Genomic DNA, 17,803 nt, shown 5'->3' on the forward strand with positions numbered 1-17,803 from the left:
ACAGCGGAATAAATAATATGGAACACTCGTAGCCTGAAGGCTACAACTGCGTTTCATCCCCGGCTTAAAAGACCGGGGTTCTCACGCGACGCGCTATAGCGAGCCGGACGATCGCACACCGACAGTAAAAGCCAAACCGAGATGAGCCCGATCGCACTTACCCCCGCATAGCAAAAATAATCAAGATTGATGTGGTAGACTAGGAAAAATAGTTTTAAATCCGCACGCTCGGAAGGAAGCAAAACTATGTCAATTTTTAAGCGATTTCCTACATCTGTCCGCTATCTAATAGCGCGGTTGCGCCACTGGACGCAACCCGCCGTTTGGGCTCCCTTAGCCGTGCTGTGTGCGGGGGGGTTATTTATCTGGGAGGTCTCTGTAAATCCAGAAAGGTTGAGTATAGATGGCGAAGAAGAACCAGCCTCAAACACTCCAGCTTCGCTATCGGGACTATCTGCTGAAGATACCGCCATTGCGGCTGAAATCGACAGCTCACCAGTGCTAGTCAATCAGTTTAATGGCTCTACTGCTTCTGAACTGAACTTGTTAAATTCATCAGTAGTAAAAAGCAAAGGTTTATTCGAGGAACTTCGAGATCGGGACTTAGAAACTCCTCAGCCATCTTTAGCCCCCAAGCGGGTAGGAAGCAGCGGATTTTTCTCCTTGTCAAATTTAGCCAATTCTGCTGTCGAGGCCGGAAACAATAACCCCCAAAATTCCACCTTGCCAAGTTCAAACGCAACATCAGCGTTGAGTTTATCTGGCAGTGGGAGACTGACTTCCGGGATAAAAACGATCAAGCCTGAGTCTGGGGGTACAGCGACAGCAACTTTATCGCAGGCGTCGAGTGATGCTAATTCAGATAAACAAAACGAAAATTCTCTGCCTTTGAGTCCGCTGCAAGCAGCTATGAAAAAATACGTCGTTGCTAACACTTCGCCAACGGCGGCTTCGGCTGAAAAAACAGCAGACTCGGCTAAATTGCTCGATCGACCAGCTTCCGATCCGGCGGCAGGAAATGCCACAAATTTGCTCCCAACGACAGCTACAGCTCAAAGTGGAGCCAATCCAGTGAATGTTCCCACAGCACTTCTCCCACTTGTGGCTCCGACAAATACTGTGAGCAAGGAATCTCAAGAATTCTTAAAACCGACAGCGACAGTCCCTGAATCATTAGCGGGGTTAACTTCCCGAGTACCGAGCCTTCCCGAAATTAATGCAGGGGCTGCAACGGTGGCTTTGCCGAAAAATCCCTACCAAACTAATTTATCTGGCTCAGGCTTCGCACCTGAATTTCAACCTGTGGCACTTCCAGTAGCCATACCTTCGCCAACACCTCTACTTCCAAATGCCGCTCAATCTCCCTTTCCGAATGTGATTGGGGGAAGTAAGATAATTAGCCCTCAATTCTCTCCCAATTCAGCGAATTCTCAATTTCAAACACCTCCACCGAGTCAGCTTAATTTGCCGCAGCAGCCTAACTTTGGATTTGTTCCCCAAAACGCAAATCAGGGCGTGCAGCCCATTCAACCTCAAACTTTTTCTACACCCCGCTCCCTGGCTCCGGGACGCTACATTGGTGGTGGCGAAATCAATACTTTTTCTAATCCTTAAAAGAAGGAAGTTCTGCCACGAAAAATATATTATCAATTCCCAATACTTAGGCTACGCTGTTCCTGCCCCTCGAATTCGTTTTTCCTCAGCGTAGTCGAAGGGAAGGGAGCCGAAGGCAGTCGAATTGCAGTAAAAGTTCCGAATTACCCATTTCCCAATGTTAGCGGTAAAACTTACCGAGCGGCAGCCCGCACCAACAACAATCCCCCGATTCCCAAGCCAAACACGATAGGCAACCAAGCCGAAAGAATCGGAGTCAAAACAGCTTTCACACCCATAGAACTGGTGATGAAAGAAAATACGTAGTAAGTAAAAATCACAACTACGCTAATACCAAAACTCGTTCCTCGACCGGAGCGACGCGGTTGAGTTCCCAAAGCTGCTCCCACTAAACCAAATACCATGCACACGAAAGGAAAAGCATATTTTTCTTGAATTCGCACCTTTAATTTGCGAATTTGCGGTTCGTCGCCACTGTTTTTAAGGATATCCAAACGCTCTAAGGCTTGGGCAATGTTCATTTCCTTGAAATCCCGCGCTCTGGCCGCTAAATCTAAGGGTGTGCGGGGCAGTTGCAACTGCTGGTGTTGAAACCTAACTATATTGCGGTAAGAGCCATCAGGAGCTACTATATAAGCGGTTCCGTTGAAAAAATCCCAGGTATTTTCTGAGGGATTCCAAGTAGCTGATTCTGAAGAAACGATTTGATTGAGGCCTGGGGTGGAGCGATCGATAATTGTTAAACCTTTCATTTGCTGGCCGTCAAATTGTTCTGCATAAAAAAAGCGGGCCAGGATTTCGTCGCCGCCTTTTTCTGGTTTGCGAAATTCTGTGTAGATAATATTTCTATCTTGAAATGTCGGTTTTTCTCGCTTGAGGGCTCTGTCTAAAGTCAGAGTTGCTCTGTAGCTGGCGGCGGGTACAACTAACTCTTGCAAACCAAAAGTTAAGCCTGCAACAATTAAACTCATGATCACAGCAGGCAGTATTAATCGGTAAACGCTAACTCCGCAACTGCGAAGGGCGATAAGTTCGCTGTCGCTGGACATTCGGCTGTAGGCCATTAAGGTTGCTAGCAGCATTGACATGGGGAAAGCCAATACTACGAAGTAGGGAATTTGCAGGAGAAAAATTTCTATGGCTGCGCTGTAGGGGAGGCCGGATTCTGCTACTCTGCGGACTAATTCAAATAAAGCTCCAACTGTGACGGCGACGGATGTAAAGAGTCCGACGCCAAAGAGAAATGGCCCGATTAGTTCTTTGGTAATGTACCAGTCCATTACTGAAATTCTCGGCAGCCAGTTGATGGGATTCAAAGAATTGGATATTGCTATTTTCATAGTTTGGGCTTTTTGCAGTTTGCTCCTCAATCTAACATCTCAAATCTAAAATTATGGCCATGGGGAATGCCTTCAAAAGACTATCGCACGAAGTTGTCGCCTAAGTAATACTGACGCACTAAAGGATTGCTGTAGAGTTCTTCTTCAGCCCCGGAGGCTAAAATTTGGCCGTCTCGCATGATGTAGGCTCGATCGGTAATTTCGAGGGTTTCTCGGACGTTGTGATCGGTGATGAGGATGCCGATTTTACGATCGCGCAGTTTAGCAATAATGGTTTGAATTTCGTCTACGGCGATCGGATCGACACCTGCAAACGGTTCGTCTAAAAATAGAAACATCGGGCCGTCTCGCCCAGCAGCTAAGGCTCTCGCTAGTTCAGTCCGCCGCCTTTCTCCCCCCGATATTTGAATTCCCAAACTGGATGCTATTTTTTCTAAGCGAAATTCTTGCAATAGGCAATCGACTCTATCTTTCCATTCCCACCGCGGCACTTGGGTTTGTTCTAGGACTAACAAAATGTTGTCGCGCACGCTCATGTTGCGAAAAATGCTTGCTTCTTGAGCGAGATAGCCAATTCCCAAATGTGCTCGCTGGTGCATCGCCAATTTAGTGATGTCTAAATCGTTTAGCCAAACGGTGCCTTGATTTGGTTTTTCTAATCCGGTTGCTATGTAAAATGTTGTGGTTTTGCCGGCACCGTTGGGGCCTAGCAGTCCTACGATTTCTCCTTGGGCTACCGACAGGTTGACGCGACTAACTACATTGCGTTTTCCGTAGGATTTGTGAATATTTTCGAGTACAATTTTCATTTTCGCTCCCGGCAAGCTCTACAAGCTAAATTTCAGACTGCTGCTTTGTGCGATCGAGTCTCTAATTTAAATTTTACCTTTTCAAGTTTGTGAGTTTTATAAAGACGAAATTTCGCATCTATCCCAAGTAGTATGTTTTGGCTGAGGCGAAATTTCGCTGCTGCAAGCCACTGTTACCGGGGGGCTGTAGTTGGACGTGGGGAGCCAACTGTATTTTGGGCTGCCGCATCTTGTTCCGGGGCAACCAGATAAACAGATTCTACCTGTCCTGGGTTGTCTGGCAGGGCAATAAACCGCCCTTCGTCGATCAGGTATGTTATGGTTTCGCCGCGCAGGCTGTTGCCCTGCTGCAATACGTAAACATCTCCGCTGAGAATGATCCGGCGCTCGCGGCTGAAGTATTGAGCTTGAGCTGCGGTTGCTTGTATTTGGCGGGCTGGATAGTTGATTTGGACGTTGCCGCGGGCTGTCACGATGCCGGTTTTGGAGTCGGCTTCTTGAATGTCCGATCGCACGCTGAGAGTGCGGGGCGGCCCGGCTTGCGGGTAGGTGGGAGAGGCGATCGCGCCTGCCAGAGTCAGGGGCAACAGCAGCGATAATCCTTTGAATATGCGGGAATTGAGCAGTTTAGCGGAGGGCATCATAAGCTTGGAGCCTCAATATTTGTGAAATTACTGAAGGGCATTATATCCAGTTAGATATTTTATCTTAACGGCCAGAAAGATTCCCGTGAGGTCGATCGATTGACCCGATAGTCTCAACCAATTATCCTAGCAAGACAACAGCGAATTTAATTGGCTATTTTGCTGAGTGGCTGCAACTCTCTTACCCAGAAACCGGCAAGATACTCGTTCCACAGTCAATTAATCTGCTTGGGCAGCCAGCCCTCCTCTGTGTAGAGGCTAAGTATACTGCACCCTAATACAAACATTTATTTAACTTTTTGGTACTTTGATAATTAGCGGCAATTGCAAGCCTGCAACTTCTGTACCTGCGAACAACGGTTGAAATTTAGCTACTTCTTCCGGACCAGCTTGTTGCAAAGCGCTCAAAAGTTTAGCACTTTGTCCGAGCAAGTCTTCAACAGCAATTCCAGCATAACTAGGCTGATAATAACTGAGCCGATTTATTCCTTCTCCCAGCAATATGACTGCACCGCGCCAGTTTTGATTTCCTAAGTGATAAAGCGCGACCGCAATTTGCAATATTCCCTGATAAAACCTTTTTTCCGGCTCGCAGGCTTCCATCCACAAAGCCTCTAAAGTATCGTGACAAGCGTAAAATTCTTGGCTGTTAAACTGTTCAATACCTTGCCAAAACTCGATCGGGATTTCCTCTGTCATTCGATTGGAGATTGGGGATTTTCGATAGCGGATATATGTTTGAGTAGGCGGCGATCGATTGTTTTTTAATAGCTAAGTCTTAAAAATAGGAAAATTTCCGAATTATTTTCAAAACTACTGCCATTTCACGACCGCCTACTTAACCGATTACATAGTATCTCTGACAGCTTGAATCTGATCCATTCCTATTTCCTGATTAGTTCCAGCGAAATCGTTATCTGGCGTCAGGAATAACATACAGTGACACTCTTTGCGCTCGCGCATGGGAATGCAGGGACAGTTCCAGTAGGCGGCTTTTACTTCGGCTTCTTTATCTTCGTAATGGCGACAAGGGCATAAGGGAGCGCCTAGTTCATCCTTGTGTTTTGCTAGTCCTTCTATCACGACAGCAGTGACGGAAGGTTCAGAACAAAAGAAAGTTCCCGTGCGCTTGGCATAGGTTTCGGAGAAATTCTTCATCGCCTCCAAAGTTTTTTCGTTGGAGAGTTTAGATTTTTCTGTTGTGTTCATAGTTTAGGATCGGAGTTGAGGATGCTACGAGCTTTTGACAATTGTAGCGCAGAATGTGATTTTAAACACTTGTATATTTCTGTTTACTTACAAGGAGAAAAACCTTGACAAAGATTGAGTTTTAGGTTGTTGGTTTTTTAGTGGTTTTTCTCTATCCCGGAGGGTGCGCGAAACTGGCTGCAGACCAGGTTTTTGGAGCAGCCAAAAGATTTGGGCGATCGATCGCCCTCAACTATCATCCCCCAAAGGGGATTAAAATCGGATAAGATAGCACGGCGCTCTTTCTGTGACGGCTATAGGCATGGCATCTGATGGCAACTTCCCCGAACCGCACCCACAGCAAAAAATCTCCTCCTTCTGGGCTGATTTGGCCGGATAACACCGAGTTAGTCGGATTAGTGTTAGAGTTGACCCCCCGCGCTGCTAGCTATCTGTACGCGCAGTATGCTATAGGTTTGCACGCTTGGTTTTTAGGTCAAGTACAGCAAACTGACCCGAATTTATCGAAACTTTTGCACGATGAACAGTCAGAAAAAGCCTTTACTATTTCGGGATTGGAAGGTGATTTGCTCCCCGGTGGCAAAGAATTTCAGCTTTTGGGCGATCGAATTTATCGCTGGTACGTAACAGGACTTTCCAAGCCAGTAGTGCAGTGGCTGAGTCAGTGGCTACAAAATTTGCCTCAAGAGATAGATTTGCGAAATGCTCCGCTGCTAATTCGCTCTTGGGATATTGTTTCTACACCCACCACTTACGAGCAATTATTAACAGCAGAAACTCCATTTTCGCCAACCATCAAACTTAGTTTCGTGACTCCTACAAGCTTTCGTAGCAAAGGCTATCACTTCCCTTTGCCAGTTCCCGAAAATGTTTTTCACAGCTATTTGCGTCGCTGGAATAACTTTTCTGGGGTAAATTTTGACCAAGCAGAATTTTTGAGTTGGATTGAGGAAAATGCAATTATTAGCCGCCACAAATTGGAGTCGCAAAAGGTAGCAGCGGGCAAAAAAGGCATGGTAACGGGATTCACTGGGGCTGTGGAATTTGGGCTAGGGCGATCGGCTCACAATCGCCCTGATTTTGTACAATTATTTTATGCTTTGGGGCGGTTAGCGCCTTATTGCGGCACGGGCCACAAAACAACTTTTGGATTGGGACAAACGCGAGCACAATGGTTGACAGAAGCGCTACCTGAAGTGTCAATACAAAGCGTCTTGGGGGCACGAATAGAGGAATTGACCAAGAAGTTTATGGCACTGAGAAAGCGTAAAGGTGGAAGTCGCGCTGCTGAGATTGCGGAAACTTGGGCGACGATTTTGGCGCGCCGGGAATTGGGGGAATCTTTGTTTGATATTGCTGCTGATTTAGAAATGCCTTATGAAACTGTGAAAACTTACGTGAAGTTGGCAAGAAGGGCTTTGAAAGTGGAGGAGTAGAGGGTAGAGGGCATTGGGCATTGGGCATTGGGCATTGGGCATTGGGCATTGGGAATGACTGTTGAATGATGAGTGATGACTACTGACTACTGACTAATGACTAATGACTGCTGACTAAGGACTCTTAGTAAATAGATATATGTCGTCTCGCTGATATTTTAGTTGAAATTGAGGGGTGTTTTTTAGTTTAGTTATGAGGTTTTCCACAAAAGCTTTATCGCTCATCCAGCCAGGGTAGCGCAAATTCAGCAATACATAATCAAATTCTGCGAGATTTGCCGGCGGTGCGTTAGCCAGAGTTAATTTGACTACAGGGCGGTGCGCTAAGTGCGGAGCAATCTGAGCAGTTGTTAAAACACTGCCTTTGGTTTCAACAAGAGAAATTGCTTCTCTCGTAGCTGGCAAAGTGTCGAGCCCATTTAAATAAATACTCCAAAAATAGCCGTATTTCGCTAAAGCTAAGAAAGCAATCAACGACCAAATTACAATGACTCTAGGCAATGGATAATTAGCAAGTGGCAATCTATCAAATATTGTTTTTCCCTTTTGCTGATTGCTAGCTGCTAAACTGGAAATTACGCCAACCAAAAAAAACGGCAATATCGGCACAGAATATTGATGAATTAAATCGCGCTGAGCGGGGATATCGGAAAGAATATTCATCGCCAACATCGGCACAGCACTAATTAAAGATGACAGATGACGCGGGGACAACCACCAAATTACAGGTAATACCAATAACGCTAAATATCCAAAAGTATCTAAAGAAAACAAACGCCCTAAAACTAGATTGGGCTTGACTATTAAATTAATAGCAATTTCCAAAACCGAGTTTCCCAAATATTGATATCGCCCGATTCCCGCGTGTTCTCTTCCCTGATTAAAATACGGTATAACTGCCTGAGTAACTACCAGAAACCAACCCGCCCCTAGAAAGAGAGCTATGAGCCCACAATTGCGTTTTTTGTCAAAACAAAACAGCCAAAAACCCATCGCAGCCACAGTTAAAGATAGCACGGCTTTGCAGCTCAAAACTAATACAATAGCAGCACAAAACCACAAGGTTTTATTCAGCCTCGCGGCTAAGATTGCTCCTAGCAGTGCTGGTAAAGCAATGACTTCTGGGTGGAAGTCGAAGAGGTTGACATTAAATACTGCGGGATAAAGCAGATATACGGCTGAAATTGCAATTGCTTTCCCTTCGTTTAATCCCGCTTGACGTGCCAAACTCCAACTCGGCCAAGCGCCTAAAGCTAGGGAAACAGCTTGCACTAAAAAAAGCCAGTGAACATCTGGATATATTTTGTACAGTAAAGCTAGTGGATAGAAAATAAAAGCGGCGTGATCCCCCCAAATATTTATTGCCATTAAAGAGGAAAATGGCGTTTGATTTTGGGCTATTAAATAAATTGCTTGGTCAAAAATTGCTAAGTCGAATGCAGTTGACTGAAACAAAGCGTGCCGCGCGCTGCTGGCGGTAAATAAGACTATCGTCGTCACGACAATCATTAAAAATACTGGGTGAGATTTTAGGGATTTTAAAGTTAGCATTTTATTGGTTTAATCAGCCCTTCGTTTAAATAGCAGGACTTCGTTTTTTTGATAATTTAATTTAAAATCGGGAGAAGTTTTAAGTTTATTTGCTAAAGTAGCACCAAGTTTTTCAGTATCAGGCCAGGGATGGCGCAGGTTTAATAATATGTATTGAAATTCAGCTAAATTTGTTTGGGGCGAAATTTGTGACAGCAATTTTACTATTGGGCGGTGGGCGAAGTGAGGGGCAAGTCTATTATCGGTTAAAATGCTGCTTTGGGATTGAACTTGTGTGGCTGCTTCGCGTGTAGCTTGCCAGGTATCTAGTCTATTTAGGTACAGATAAAAATCTTTATATTCGCCCACACCTAGGAAAATTAGTAATGACCAAATTATCATGATTCTCGGCAATTGAATTCCCCGCCAAAGTTGAGAAATTCGGAAGTTTTTAATTGGTGGCAGATTGACCCATGTTAAAAAATGTTGCTTATTTGCTTTATCCTCTTCCTGGTTGCCTTTTATTTCTTCCCTATTCCTTGTTTCTTCCTTCGCGATTACTGCTAAAAATAAAAATGGAATTATAGGCACTGAATACTGATAGGCCAAGCTGCGTTGAAATGACAAGTCAGAGAGGATATTGATCAGCAGGGTAGGGATGGCAGGAATTAGCGCTGTTAAATATTGTAGGCGTAGTTTCCCTGAAAATGGCAATAGCAGCCAAATCACAGGTAAGGTGAGGAGAAATAAATATTTGAATGTATCGAAGGAAAGGATTTTTCCTAATACTAACTGTGGTTTTAATATGAGATTGATGATAATTTCTAGTACAGATTTCCCTAAATAGCCGTAGCGCCCGACTCCAGCGACTTCGCTGCCGCTAAAGAAGGGGATGATTTTCTGGGTAGCTATCAAAAACCAAGCTGCACCTAGCAAAAGTGCGATCGCCCCGTACCGTTGCTTTTTTTCGCAAAAAAACAGCCAGAAGCCAATAGCAACAACGGTTAGGGACAAAACCGCTTTGCAACTGAGAACTAACAGAATCGCGGTACAAAACCACACAATTTTATTTAAACGCGCCGCCAAAATTGCTGCCAAAAGTGCGGGTAAAGCGATTACTTCCGGGTGAAAATCAAATAAATTGATGTTAAATACCACCGGATAGAGCAAATAAATCAATGCGATCGCACGGGATTGTTCTTGATTTAAACCTGCGAAACGCGCTAAACTCCAGCTAGGCCAAGCGCCTAGGGATAATGCAACTGCTTGTACCAACAGCAGCCAATGCACATCTGGGTAAATTTTGTACAGCAAAGCTAGCGGATAATAGATTACCGCTGCGTGATCGCCCAAAATATGAATCCCCATTAAAGAAGAAAAAGGCGTTTGGTTTTGGCTGATTAAGTAAATTGCTTGGTCAAAAATTCCCAAATCGAAAGCAGTTGATTGGAATAAAGCGTGGCGTAAACTGCTACACAAAAAGAAAATTGCCGCAGCAGTCGCGATCGCCCAAACCAAACTCGACGGTAGCTGCGATCGACCTTCGTCTCTATTTTCGGCGATCGAGACACTGATGTCCTCACGGTCATCAGCAACATTTTCCCTATTCTGCATGAAATCTGGCACTAGGTGGTCAATCGATTTTAGATTTTAGATTTTAGATTTTAGATTGAAGCATTGACCCCACGGATAAATTCGGGGGCTCCTTTATCGGATACAGGTTTTTTATTTCTGGGTCCTGAGTCTGCTTTCGGAATGAGTCCGGGGGCTTGTATCCTGGATGCTTTCGGTCACTCAAAATATGATTCCATCGAATGTGCTTTCCACGCAATAGTTAACCACTAATTTTTATCCCCGCAATCGTAATATTAGAATAATCCACAAAACATTAAAAAATTGTGAAAGCAATAACTCTTCTCGGTTCCACAGGCTCGATCGGCACTCAGACTCTGGATATTGTAGCTCAATACCCCGATCAATTTCGGATTGTCGGGTTAACCGCCGGACGAAATGTAACCTTGCTGGCCCAGCAAATTCGCCAGTTTAGACCGGAAATTGTCGCGGTTTGCGACGAAGATAAATTACAGGAATTGAAGGATGCGATCGCAGATCTCGACCCTCAACCTATTTTACTTGCGGGCGAGTCAGGCGTTGTCGAAGTTGCCCAATACGGCGACGCTCAAGCCGTCGTCACCGGCATAGTTGGCTGTGCCGGTTTGCTGCCAACAATTGCGGCTATCAAAGCAGGCAAAGATATCGCCTTAGCCAATAAAGAAACATTAATCGCAGGGGGCCCCGTTGTCAACCCCTTAATCGAAAAATACGGCGTTAAAATATTACCTGCTGACTCGGAACATTCGGCAATTTTTCAGTGCCTCCAAGGTGTTATGGTTGGCGGGCTGCGACGAATTATTCTCACTGCTTCGGGCGGTTCTTTTCGAGATTTGCCGATCGACAAATTAGCAGAAGTAACAGTAGCCGATGCTTTGAAACATCCGAATTGGTCGATGGGGCAGAAAATCACGATCGATTCTGCTACTTTGATGAATAAAGGATTAGAAGTAATTGAGGCTCATTACTTGTTCGGGATGGATTATGACGACATTGATATTGTCATCCATCCTCAGAGCATAATTCACTCGTTAATTGAGCTGCAAGATACCTCGGTTTTGGCGCAATTGGGGTGGCCAGATATGCGTTTGCCGCTGCTTTACGCTTTGTCTTGGCCGGAACGAATTCATACAGATTGGGAACGGCTGGATTTGGTAAAAGCTGGGGATTTAACTTTCCGAGAACCCGACCACGAAAAGTATCCTTGTATGCAGTTGGCTTATGCGGCGGGACGTGCGGGCGGTTCGATGCCTGCGGTGCTGAATGCGGCAAATGAACAGGCGGTAGCGCTATTTTTGCAGGAGAAGATTCAGTTTTTGGATATTCCGAAGTTGATTGAGAAGGTGTGCGACAAACATCAAGCCGATAACTGTGAAAGTCCTGGCTTAGAGGATATTTTGGCGGCGGATAGGTGGGCGCGGCAGGAAGTTTTGGCAGATAGTATGGAATTGGGCGATCGTATTCTTTCGGTTCGCTAATTGTATCAGCCGACTTGCACTTACCCACAAGCTCGCCGGGAATTAATTCCCCGTCTCATAGCTAAAGTCGGTTGAAATTGAGATATTGCACCATTTTCAATAAGGCTTTTATGAACGGGCAAGATGACCGTTCCACAAAGAATGAATTTCTTGTGGAACAAGCATCTTGCCTGCTGCTGACAATGCTACAACATCTCAGTTGAAACCGACTGCCCAACCTTGATAAATATCTAGTCCTCTTTCAGAGGACTGTCTTCTATGAGACAGGGGTTTTTAACCCCTGGCGGACTATACCAAAAAGTGCAAGATATCAGCTAAAGCCAAATCAAAGTTTTGCCATCTCATTCTTCAATCCCTTGATAAAATAGAGCTATGAGTCCCATTCCTAGAAGCAACCGATGCAAACTGAAACTAAATCAACAGTATTTGAACTGAATCAATTAATTGTCCCCCCCGGCAATAAAGTGCAGTTACAAAACGTTAGCTGGGAAATGTACTCGTCTATCCTAGACGAGTTAGGAGAAGGTTACGCCATTCGACTTACTTATTACAAAGAAACATTGGAAATCAGAATGCCACTACCCAAACATGAAAAAGCTAAGTCATTGATTGGCGACTTCGTTAAGTTAATGCTGGAAGAACTTAATATTGATTGTGAAGTTTTAGGTTCCACTACTTTCAAAAGCCAAGATATGCAGAGCGGTGTAGAACCTGACGATTGTTTCTACATTCAGAACCAAGCTGCTGTCAGAGGCAAGGATCGAATAGATTTAACAGTAGACCCGCCTCCGGATTTAGCGATCGAGATTGACAACTCCTCACAAACCGCTTTAAACAGCTATCAAGCTTTGAAAGTGCCGGAACTTTGGAGATATGACGGGCGAACCCTTAAAATTTATCTGCTTCAAGAGGGAAAATATACTGAGTCCGATACCAGCCAAAATTTCCCCGAATTTCCCATTATTAATGTAATTCCCGAATATGTCGATCGCGCCAACACCCAAGGCAGAAGCCCGACAATCAGAGCATTTCGAGCTTGGGCTAAAGAACAACTACAAATCAAAGACTCCGTTGAGAGCGGGTTTTACTAACTCCCCACTTTCGCAGCCAAATCAGCCGCACTCATCTTTTCGTACATTTCAAAAGGTTGGTGAATCCAAGGATTGTCAGCCAAATAATCTACATAATAATCCGGCTTGGCAACAGAACAAGCCTTGTACCAAAGCACAGCAGTCCGAATTTCCTGAATATCTTCCCCGTAGCGGTTCTTCAGCCAAGCGATACCTTGGTGCAAACTAATTCCCGAATCCACCAAATCGTCAACCAGGAGAATGCGGCTGCCCAAATTATCGCCCACCATTGTCAAATCGCGGGCAAACTCGATCGCACCCCGGACATTTCCCTCGGCCCCACCATAGGACGAGGCAGCTAAAATGGCCAGAGGTTTGCCGAAAATCCGCGACAGAGTATCCCCAACCCGCAGCCCTCCCCTCGCCAGACAGACAATTCGATCGAATTTCCATTGAGATTCCTCAATTTTTACAGCCAAATCCTCAATTTTCCGATGGTACTCAGGCCAAGAAACGTAAAGGTCGCTCATCAAAAAAATGGGTCTGAAACCCCGTCCTTATAGGACGGCTTTACATGAATTTTTGTTAATATATACCATTTCACACAAGACGTGCTAGTATGTGAAATAGCGTACTTAAGGTCAGCATGACATTAAAAGCCTTCAGCTATCGATTCTACCCAACGCCGGAACAAGAAAGTTTGTTGCGACGTACTTTGGGTTGTGTTCGTTTGGTCTACAACCGTGCTTTAGCCACAAGAACGGAAGCTTGGTACGCAGAACACAAACGGGTAGGCTATGCTGAGACTTCTTCCATGTTAACCGAATGGAAGAAAACTGAAGAACTAGATTTTCTGAACAAAGTGAGCTGCGTGCCACTGCAGCAATGCTTGAGACATTTACAAACGGCTTATACCAACTTTTTTGATGGGCGGGCACAATATCCTAACTTCAAAAAGAAACGCAACGGTGGTAGTGCAGAATTTACCAAGTCAGCATTCAAGTTCAGAGATGGACAAGTCTACCTAGCAAAAAGCACACAAGCTTTACCAATTCGCTGGAGCCGGACACTACCTGATGGTGCAACACCATCAAGCTTAAGCGTAAAGCTGGCACCATCAGGTAGGTGGTCAGTTTCTCTGCTGGTAGAGGTTGAAATTGAAGCATTACCCAGAACAGATAATCAAGTCGGTATCGACCTGGGAGTTAAAAGCTGGCTCACTCTAAGCACTGGCGAAAAGATTGCCAATCCCAAAGGACTCAAGGCAAAGTATCGCAATCTTAGAAAAGCGCAAAAATCTTTAAGTCGCAAACAAAAAGGGTCAAACAACCGTCATAAAGCACGACTCAAAGTAGCGAAAGTGCATCAAGAAATTACTGATGCAAGGAAAGATAATCTTCACAAGTTAACAACGCGGTTGGTGCGCGAAAACCAAACCATCGCCGTAGAAGACTTAGCTGTGAAGAATATGGTTAAAAACCGGAAACTAGCCGCTTCTATAAGTGATGCAAGTTGGGGGGAATTAGTCAGACAACTAGAATACAAGTGCGATTGGTACGGTCGTACTTTAATTAAGATTAACCGATGGTTTCCGAGTTCAAAACGGTGTGGTAATTGCGGACACACCGTTAACAAGATGCCGTTGAATATCCGGGAATGGGATTGTCCTAATTGCCACACTCACCATGACCGAGATATTAATGCGGCAAAAAATATTTTGGCGGCAGGGCTTGCCGTGTCAGTCTGTGGAGCGACTGTAAGACCTGAACAGAGTAAATCTGTTAAGGCTGGTGCGAAACCCCGTAAGGGACAGAAGCAGAAACCTGAATCGTGAGGTTTGGGAATCCCCGTGCGTTTACGCCTGGGTGGATGTCAATCCTAATATTATTGAAATATCAAAGGTATTATTAATTATTTTGGGGAAAATGACATGGATGCAGATGAACTTCTCAGACGGTATACAGCCGGAGAACGGGTTTTTCACAAAGTAGACCTGAGCGGTGTCCATATGTCAAGGACAAATTTGCGCGATATTGACCTGAGTCACGCTAATTTAAAAGGTGCAAATTCGATCGGTCTCACCCTCTACAGAGCTAATCTGTATCAAGCAGATATCAGTCAAGCCAACCTCTCCCAAGGCAACCTCATGTCCGCTAATTTTGGCGAATGCGAGGCGGTGGGAGCGAACTTGAGCGGAGCCATCTTGCGGAGTGTCGTCTTCAGCGGGGCCGATTTAACGGGGGCGAGTCTCAGGGGTGCAGACATGAGAGATGCAAACCTTCAGGGGGCAATTTTAATTCAAGTTTATGCAGTTAACGCTAACTTGCAAGGTGCAAACTTGACAGAAGTAAAGCTTTGCGGAATCAACCTGAGCAAAGCAAATTTAACGGATGCGAACTTAACACAAGCTGACCTCAGCCGTGCTAACCTAACTCAAGCAAATCTGAGTTGGGCTAATTTGACGGAAGCAAATCTGGAAAAAGCTGATTTGAAGGGAGCCGATTTGAGCGGAGCTAACTTGAGCTGTGCAAATCTCCATCAAGCAGATTTGAGCGGAGTTTCCCTTAAGGGAGCAAATCTCCGGGGAGCAAACTTGCATCAAGCTTCTTTGCGCGGGACAAATTTGAATGAAGCGAATCTGAGAGAGGCCATGATGCCTGACGGCACAATCTGTGACTAAATAAGCTGAGAAAATAGAAGTTAAAACCGCAGGGTGCCTGTGGCGGCACCCTACATTTAGGCTAATGCCTGATTTTTTTAAGGGGATTTAATTCTGCCTTCAAGTGACAGTGCATTTAAAGAGTAGTGGCAAAAAAATTAGAACCGAGTTTAATCTACAACCTTCAGCCAGCCCCGGCGAACTGCGTGGAGCAAGCGGTTGATGGCTGTTTGATCTTCTTCGGTAAGACAGTCATTTAACAGCGCTGTCTTGAGCTGTTGTCGGTGAGTAGGAGTCAGCAGACCGGAGTGATATACCTGAAAGACTAGCTCTGCAATAGTAAATTGAGGTAACAGCGTTTGGGTTTTCATCATGTGTTTTTTCTTTGAACTCACTTTTGACAGTATTAACTAATTTTTCCAAAATTTATGTGATTCAACTACGGGAGTAAATGTGATCGATTGGCTCTTGATGAGTGATTTGTGTCAGCAGAACTTGGGGACCTGATATTTCCTCGATCGCCCTGCTACTTGAAACATAAACCCTGTCCCGATTCCTTGCTTCTGGCAACCCCCACGTCTCTACTTTTGGTTAAGAAACGGTGACAAATACATTAATATTTATCTATTAAGAGATTACTAATGACTGCTAGCGAAATCGCTCTGCTTAATTCAAGGTAAAACTTTTAGCCTGTTTATAAGCCCGCTTTTACCTACATTTACCTAGTTTCTTGCTGTGGTCTTTGTTCCGTGGATATACTTAATAACCCGCCCAAAGACAGATACAATTTTCCGATAAAAGCGGGCATCCGCCCCAAATTTTAACCTTTAGTTCAAGCTCCCAGATTCATATGTGAAGTCAATCTAAAATCTAAAATCTAAAATCTAAAATCTAAAATCTAAAATCTAAAATCTAAAATCTAAAATCTAAAATCTAAAATCGACTAACTGCTTAAAATCAAAAATCCCGGCTTCTTCAAGAAACCGGGTCGAGCTTTTCGAGCGCAGTACAATTTTTTTTTGAGAGGGTTAATGGAGCGACCTACTCACTTCAATCTTATTGTTGGCAAAGCTTGACAGGAGAGAAAGTAGAAATACTCATCTCAACTTTTTGTGTGAGGAGACTAATCGGAAATCCTGACCCATCCGCGGCGGATGGCGTGCAGCAGGCGGTTGACTGCATCTCTGGCGTCTTCGCTGAGAGCGCTTTGGCAGAGTTCGCGCAATCCGTGGCTTTGAGTGCGAGTCAGATTGCCTGAATTGGTGACTTGATAGAACAGTTCAGCGATCGCCCGATCAGATTTTAAAGTCAGAGCTTGCATGAAATCTCGTTGAACTCGACTATTATAATATCGAGCATTTGACAAAAGAGTAGGGTGATTGCAGTCGGGTAAGCTGTGTGATCGTTCTTGGCTCGATTTGTGACCGAAGTCTGCCAGTATACGTGATTTAAATCACAGCCAACCCAAGACCTCGATCGCATAAGCTATGATTGGGGTGGTAGCCTCAAGGTTTGACAAAACCTCGACAAGCCCTGAACGCAAGAAGACCTTTAGCGCCTCGCGCCGCCCAGCAGGAGTAAGTCAGCTCAACATCGCAGGCTCTGGACTTGGATAGCTGTGAAACTTTGGCTTTTAGACACTTGCAGCTTGCAGCTCAGGGCATAAAGTTGCGATCGGCGAGCCACGGCCTGAGATACAATAATTATAAATACTTCTATCCCATCTATAGACAGGGAGGTAAAAAAATGATAATGATTAGCTACTTTTCGATTGCCTTAATCGTTTTTCTTGTTTGGTTCAAAAGTTTTTGGAATGATACTGCGACATCTAAAAAAGACGTGATATCTTGGATAGCCTTAATAATCGGCCCTCTGGTTTGGCCTGTTGTTCTGCCCCTATCCCTTTTGCAAATTACCAGCAAAAAGTCTGTCGTACAAACAGCTCGATGCGAGCAAGAATTATAATAAATTGTGGAAGTAACTGGATTCAACACACTCGCTTATCTCTTCCTAAATTATTCTGCCTGCATCGCTCTTGGCAGCGAGTAATTTATCTGGTTTCATGGTAAAAAAAATGCAGCGAGAAGGTAGAATCCACTAAAAATTCTGAATCCTAAAACAGTATTTTTTTACCGCTATCAAATTCTGCCTTCTGCTTTTTTACCTCGCCCAAAAACGGCTACAAGTTTCCGACAGGAGTCGGCTGCTGCCCTAAAAATGAGGCTTTTCTTCAAGCTCTCCGATTCCTCTGTGGAATAAATCTCAAATCTCAAATCGTTCAACTGAGCGAGATTGACTCACCGCTCGCCGAAGGTCTCACGCCGAAGTAAGCTGTTGTGCATTTAAAACGCATAGTGGTATAATATAACATAATGATATTCAGACAAAGTGAATGCCTGCTAA

16 protein-coding genes are annotated in these 17,803 nt (G+C 44.6%); 6 read left to right on the forward strand and 10 right to left on the reverse strand.

The features are described from left to right. Nucleotides 1-246: 246 nt before the first annotated feature. Entirely contained in the window at nt 247-1,614 is a 1,368-nt protein-coding gene (locus QUA03_RS24985) for a hypothetical protein (RefSeq protein ID WP_333215894.1), read from the forward strand. Nucleotides 1,615-1,787: 173 nt separating this feature from the next. On the opposite strand, the gene QUA03_RS24990 is transcribed toward QUA03_RS24985, so the two are convergent. From QUA03_RS24990 to QUA03_RS25010, 5 genes are all read right to left on the reverse strand, one after another. Continuing rightward, nucleotides 1,788-2,954 (reverse strand): LptF/LptG family permease, encoded by a 1,167-nt coding sequence (locus QUA03_RS24990; protein ID WP_333215896.1) that lies wholly within the window; start codon nt 2,952-2,954, stop codon nt 1,788-1,790. Between the two features lie 80 nt (nt 2,955-3,034). After that, nucleotides 3,035-3,763 (reverse strand): LPS export ABC transporter ATP-binding protein, encoded by a 729-nt coding sequence (gene lptB, locus QUA03_RS24995; protein WP_333215898.1) that lies wholly within the window; start codon nt 3,761-3,763, stop codon nt 3,035-3,037. A 173-nt stretch (nt 3,764-3,936) separates the two neighbouring features. After that, nucleotides 3,937-4,407, reverse strand: a complete 471-nt coding sequence (locus tag QUA03_RS25000) for an LptA/OstA family protein (RefSeq protein WP_333081237.1) — start codon at nt 4,405-4,407, stop codon at nt 3,937-3,939. 291 nt (nt 4,408-4,698) lie between these two features. Then, nucleotides 4,699-5,106, reverse strand: a complete 408-nt coding sequence (locus QUA03_RS25005; RefSeq protein ID WP_333215900.1) for a DUF309 domain-containing protein — start codon at nt 5,104-5,106, stop codon at nt 4,699-4,701. Between the two features lie 147 nt (nt 5,107-5,253). After that, the gene (locus QUA03_RS25010; protein ID WP_333104114.1) at nt 5,254-5,616 is read right to left on the reverse strand and encodes a ferredoxin thioredoxin reductase catalytic beta subunit; all 363 of its coding nucleotides are present in this window, start codon (nt 5,614-5,616) and stop codon (nt 5,254-5,256) included. Between the two features lie 311 nt (nt 5,617-5,927). Between QUA03_RS25010 and cas6 the strand changes: the two genes are divergently transcribed. Continuing rightward, entirely contained in the window at nt 5,928-7,052 is a 1,125-nt protein-coding gene (gene cas6, locus QUA03_RS25015; protein WP_333215902.1) for a CRISPR-associated endoribonuclease Cas6, read from the forward strand. Nucleotides 7,053-7,166: 114 nt separating this feature from the next. On the opposite strand, the gene QUA03_RS25020 is transcribed toward cas6, so the two are convergent. Further along, nucleotides 7,167-8,603, reverse strand: a complete 1,437-nt coding sequence (locus QUA03_RS25020) for a DUF2079 domain-containing protein (RefSeq protein ID WP_333215904.1) — start codon at nt 8,601-8,603, stop codon at nt 7,167-7,169. A 9-nt stretch (nt 8,604-8,612) separates the two neighbouring features. After that, nucleotides 8,613-10,196: a DUF2079 domain-containing protein gene (locus QUA03_RS25025; RefSeq protein ID WP_333215906.1), complete on the reverse strand. Its 1,584-nt coding sequence runs from the start codon at nt 10,194-10,196 to the stop codon at nt 8,613-8,615. Between the two features lie 284 nt (nt 10,197-10,480). Here QUA03_RS25025 and dxr point away from each other — a divergent pair, with 284 nt between their 5' ends. Then, nucleotides 10,481-11,671, forward strand: a complete 1,191-nt coding sequence (dxr, locus tag QUA03_RS25030) for a 1-deoxy-D-xylulose-5-phosphate reductoisomerase (protein ID WP_333215908.1) — start codon at nt 10,481-10,483, stop codon at nt 11,669-11,671. A gap of 398 nt (nt 11,672-12,069) precedes the next feature. Beyond that, nucleotides 12,070-12,762: a Uma2 family endonuclease gene (locus QUA03_RS25035; protein ID WP_333215910.1), complete on the forward strand. Its 693-nt coding sequence runs from the start codon at nt 12,070-12,072 to the stop codon at nt 12,760-12,762. Here the strand turns inward: QUA03_RS25035 and QUA03_RS25040 are convergent. Then, the gene (locus QUA03_RS25040) at nt 12,759-13,271 is read right to left on the reverse strand and encodes a phosphoribosyltransferase family protein (protein ID WP_333215912.1); all 513 of its coding nucleotides are present in this window, start codon (nt 13,269-13,271) and stop codon (nt 12,759-12,761) included. The two genes, QUA03_RS25035 and QUA03_RS25040, sit on opposite strands and share 4 nt — an antisense overlap. A 116-nt stretch (nt 13,272-13,387) precedes the next feature. On the opposite strand from QUA03_RS25040, the gene QUA03_RS25045 reads away from it, so the two are divergent. Next, nucleotides 13,388-14,575, forward strand: a complete 1,188-nt coding sequence (locus QUA03_RS25045) for an RNA-guided endonuclease TnpB family protein (protein WP_333215914.1) — start codon at nt 13,388-13,390, stop codon at nt 14,573-14,575. Between the two features lie 96 nt (nt 14,576-14,671). Beyond that, the gene (locus QUA03_RS25050) at nt 14,672-15,421 is read left to right on the forward strand and encodes a pentapeptide repeat-containing protein (RefSeq protein WP_333215916.1); all 750 of its coding nucleotides are present in this window, start codon (nt 14,672-14,674) and stop codon (nt 15,419-15,421) included. 149 nt (nt 15,422-15,570) lie between these two features. Here the strand turns inward: QUA03_RS25050 and QUA03_RS25055 are convergent, their stop codons facing one another. Together QUA03_RS25055 and QUA03_RS25060 are read right to left on the reverse strand one after the other, a co-directional pair. Next, the gene (locus QUA03_RS25055; protein WP_041622289.1) at nt 15,571-15,771 is read right to left on the reverse strand and encodes a hypothetical protein; all 201 of its coding nucleotides are present in this window, start codon (nt 15,769-15,771) and stop codon (nt 15,571-15,573) included. A 752-nt stretch (nt 15,772-16,523) separates the two neighbouring features. After that, nucleotides 16,524-16,721: a hypothetical protein gene (locus QUA03_RS25060; protein WP_333056488.1), complete on the reverse strand. Its 198-nt coding sequence runs from the start codon at nt 16,719-16,721 to the stop codon at nt 16,524-16,526. Nucleotides 16,722-17,803 lie beyond the last annotated feature (1,082 nt).

This window comes from Microcoleus sp. S36b_A4 (assembly GCF_036700645.1).
GTDB lineage: Bacteria > Cyanobacteriota > Cyanobacteriia > Cyanobacteriales > Microcoleaceae > Microcoleus.

Excerpts from the sequence above, each read along its gene's own strand:
- QUA03_RS25035 (WP_333215910.1), top strand. The coding sequence starts at position 12,070 with ATGCAAACTGAAACTAAATCAACAGTATTTGAACTGAATCAATTAATT.
- QUA03_RS25045 (WP_333215914.1), top strand. The coding sequence starts at position 13,388 with ATGACATTAAAAGCCTTCAGCTATCGATTCTACCCAACGCCGGAACAA.
- cas6 (WP_333215902.1), top strand. The coding sequence starts at position 5,928 with ATGGCAACTTCCCCGAACCGCACCCACAGCAAAAAATCTCCTCCTTCT.
- QUA03_RS25000 (WP_333081237.1), bottom strand. The coding sequence starts at position 4,407 with ATGATGCCCTCCGCTAAACTGCTCAATTCCCGCATATTCAAAGGATTA.
- QUA03_RS25025 (WP_333215906.1), bottom strand. The coding sequence starts at position 10,196 with ATGCAGAATAGGGAAAATGTTGCTGATGACCGTGAGGACATCAGTGTC.
- QUA03_RS25040 (WP_333215912.1), bottom strand. The coding sequence starts at position 13,271 with ATGAGCGACCTTTACGTTTCTTGGCCTGAGTACCATCGGAAAATTGAG.
- QUA03_RS25060 (WP_333056488.1), bottom strand. The coding sequence starts at position 16,721 with ATGCAAGCTCTGACTTTAAAATCTGATCGGGCGATCGCTGAACTGTTC.
- QUA03_RS24985 (WP_333215894.1), top strand. The coding sequence starts at position 247 with ATGTCAATTTTTAAGCGATTTCCTACATCTGTCCGCTATCTAATAGCG.
- lptB (WP_333215898.1), bottom strand. The coding sequence starts at position 3,763 with ATGAAAATTGTACTCGAAAATATTCACAAATCCTACGGAAAACGCAAT.
- QUA03_RS24990 (WP_333215896.1), bottom strand. The coding sequence starts at position 2,954 with ATGAAAATAGCAATATCCAATTCTTTGAATCCCATCAACTGGCTGCCG.
- QUA03_RS25055 (WP_041622289.1), bottom strand. The coding sequence starts at position 15,771 with ATGAAAACCCAAACGCTGTTACCTCAATTTACTATTGCAGAGCTAGTC.
- QUA03_RS25020 (WP_333215904.1), bottom strand. The coding sequence starts at position 8,603 with ATGCTAACTTTAAAATCCCTAAAATCTCACCCAGTATTTTTAATGATT.
- QUA03_RS25010 (WP_333104114.1), bottom strand. The coding sequence starts at position 5,616 with ATGAACACAACAGAAAAATCTAAACTCTCCAACGAAAAAACTTTGGAG.
- QUA03_RS25050 (WP_333215916.1), top strand. The coding sequence starts at position 14,672 with ATGGATGCAGATGAACTTCTCAGACGGTATACAGCCGGAGAACGGGTT.
- QUA03_RS25005 (WP_333215900.1), bottom strand. The coding sequence starts at position 5,106 with ATGACAGAGGAAATCCCGATCGAGTTTTGGCAAGGTATTGAACAGTTT.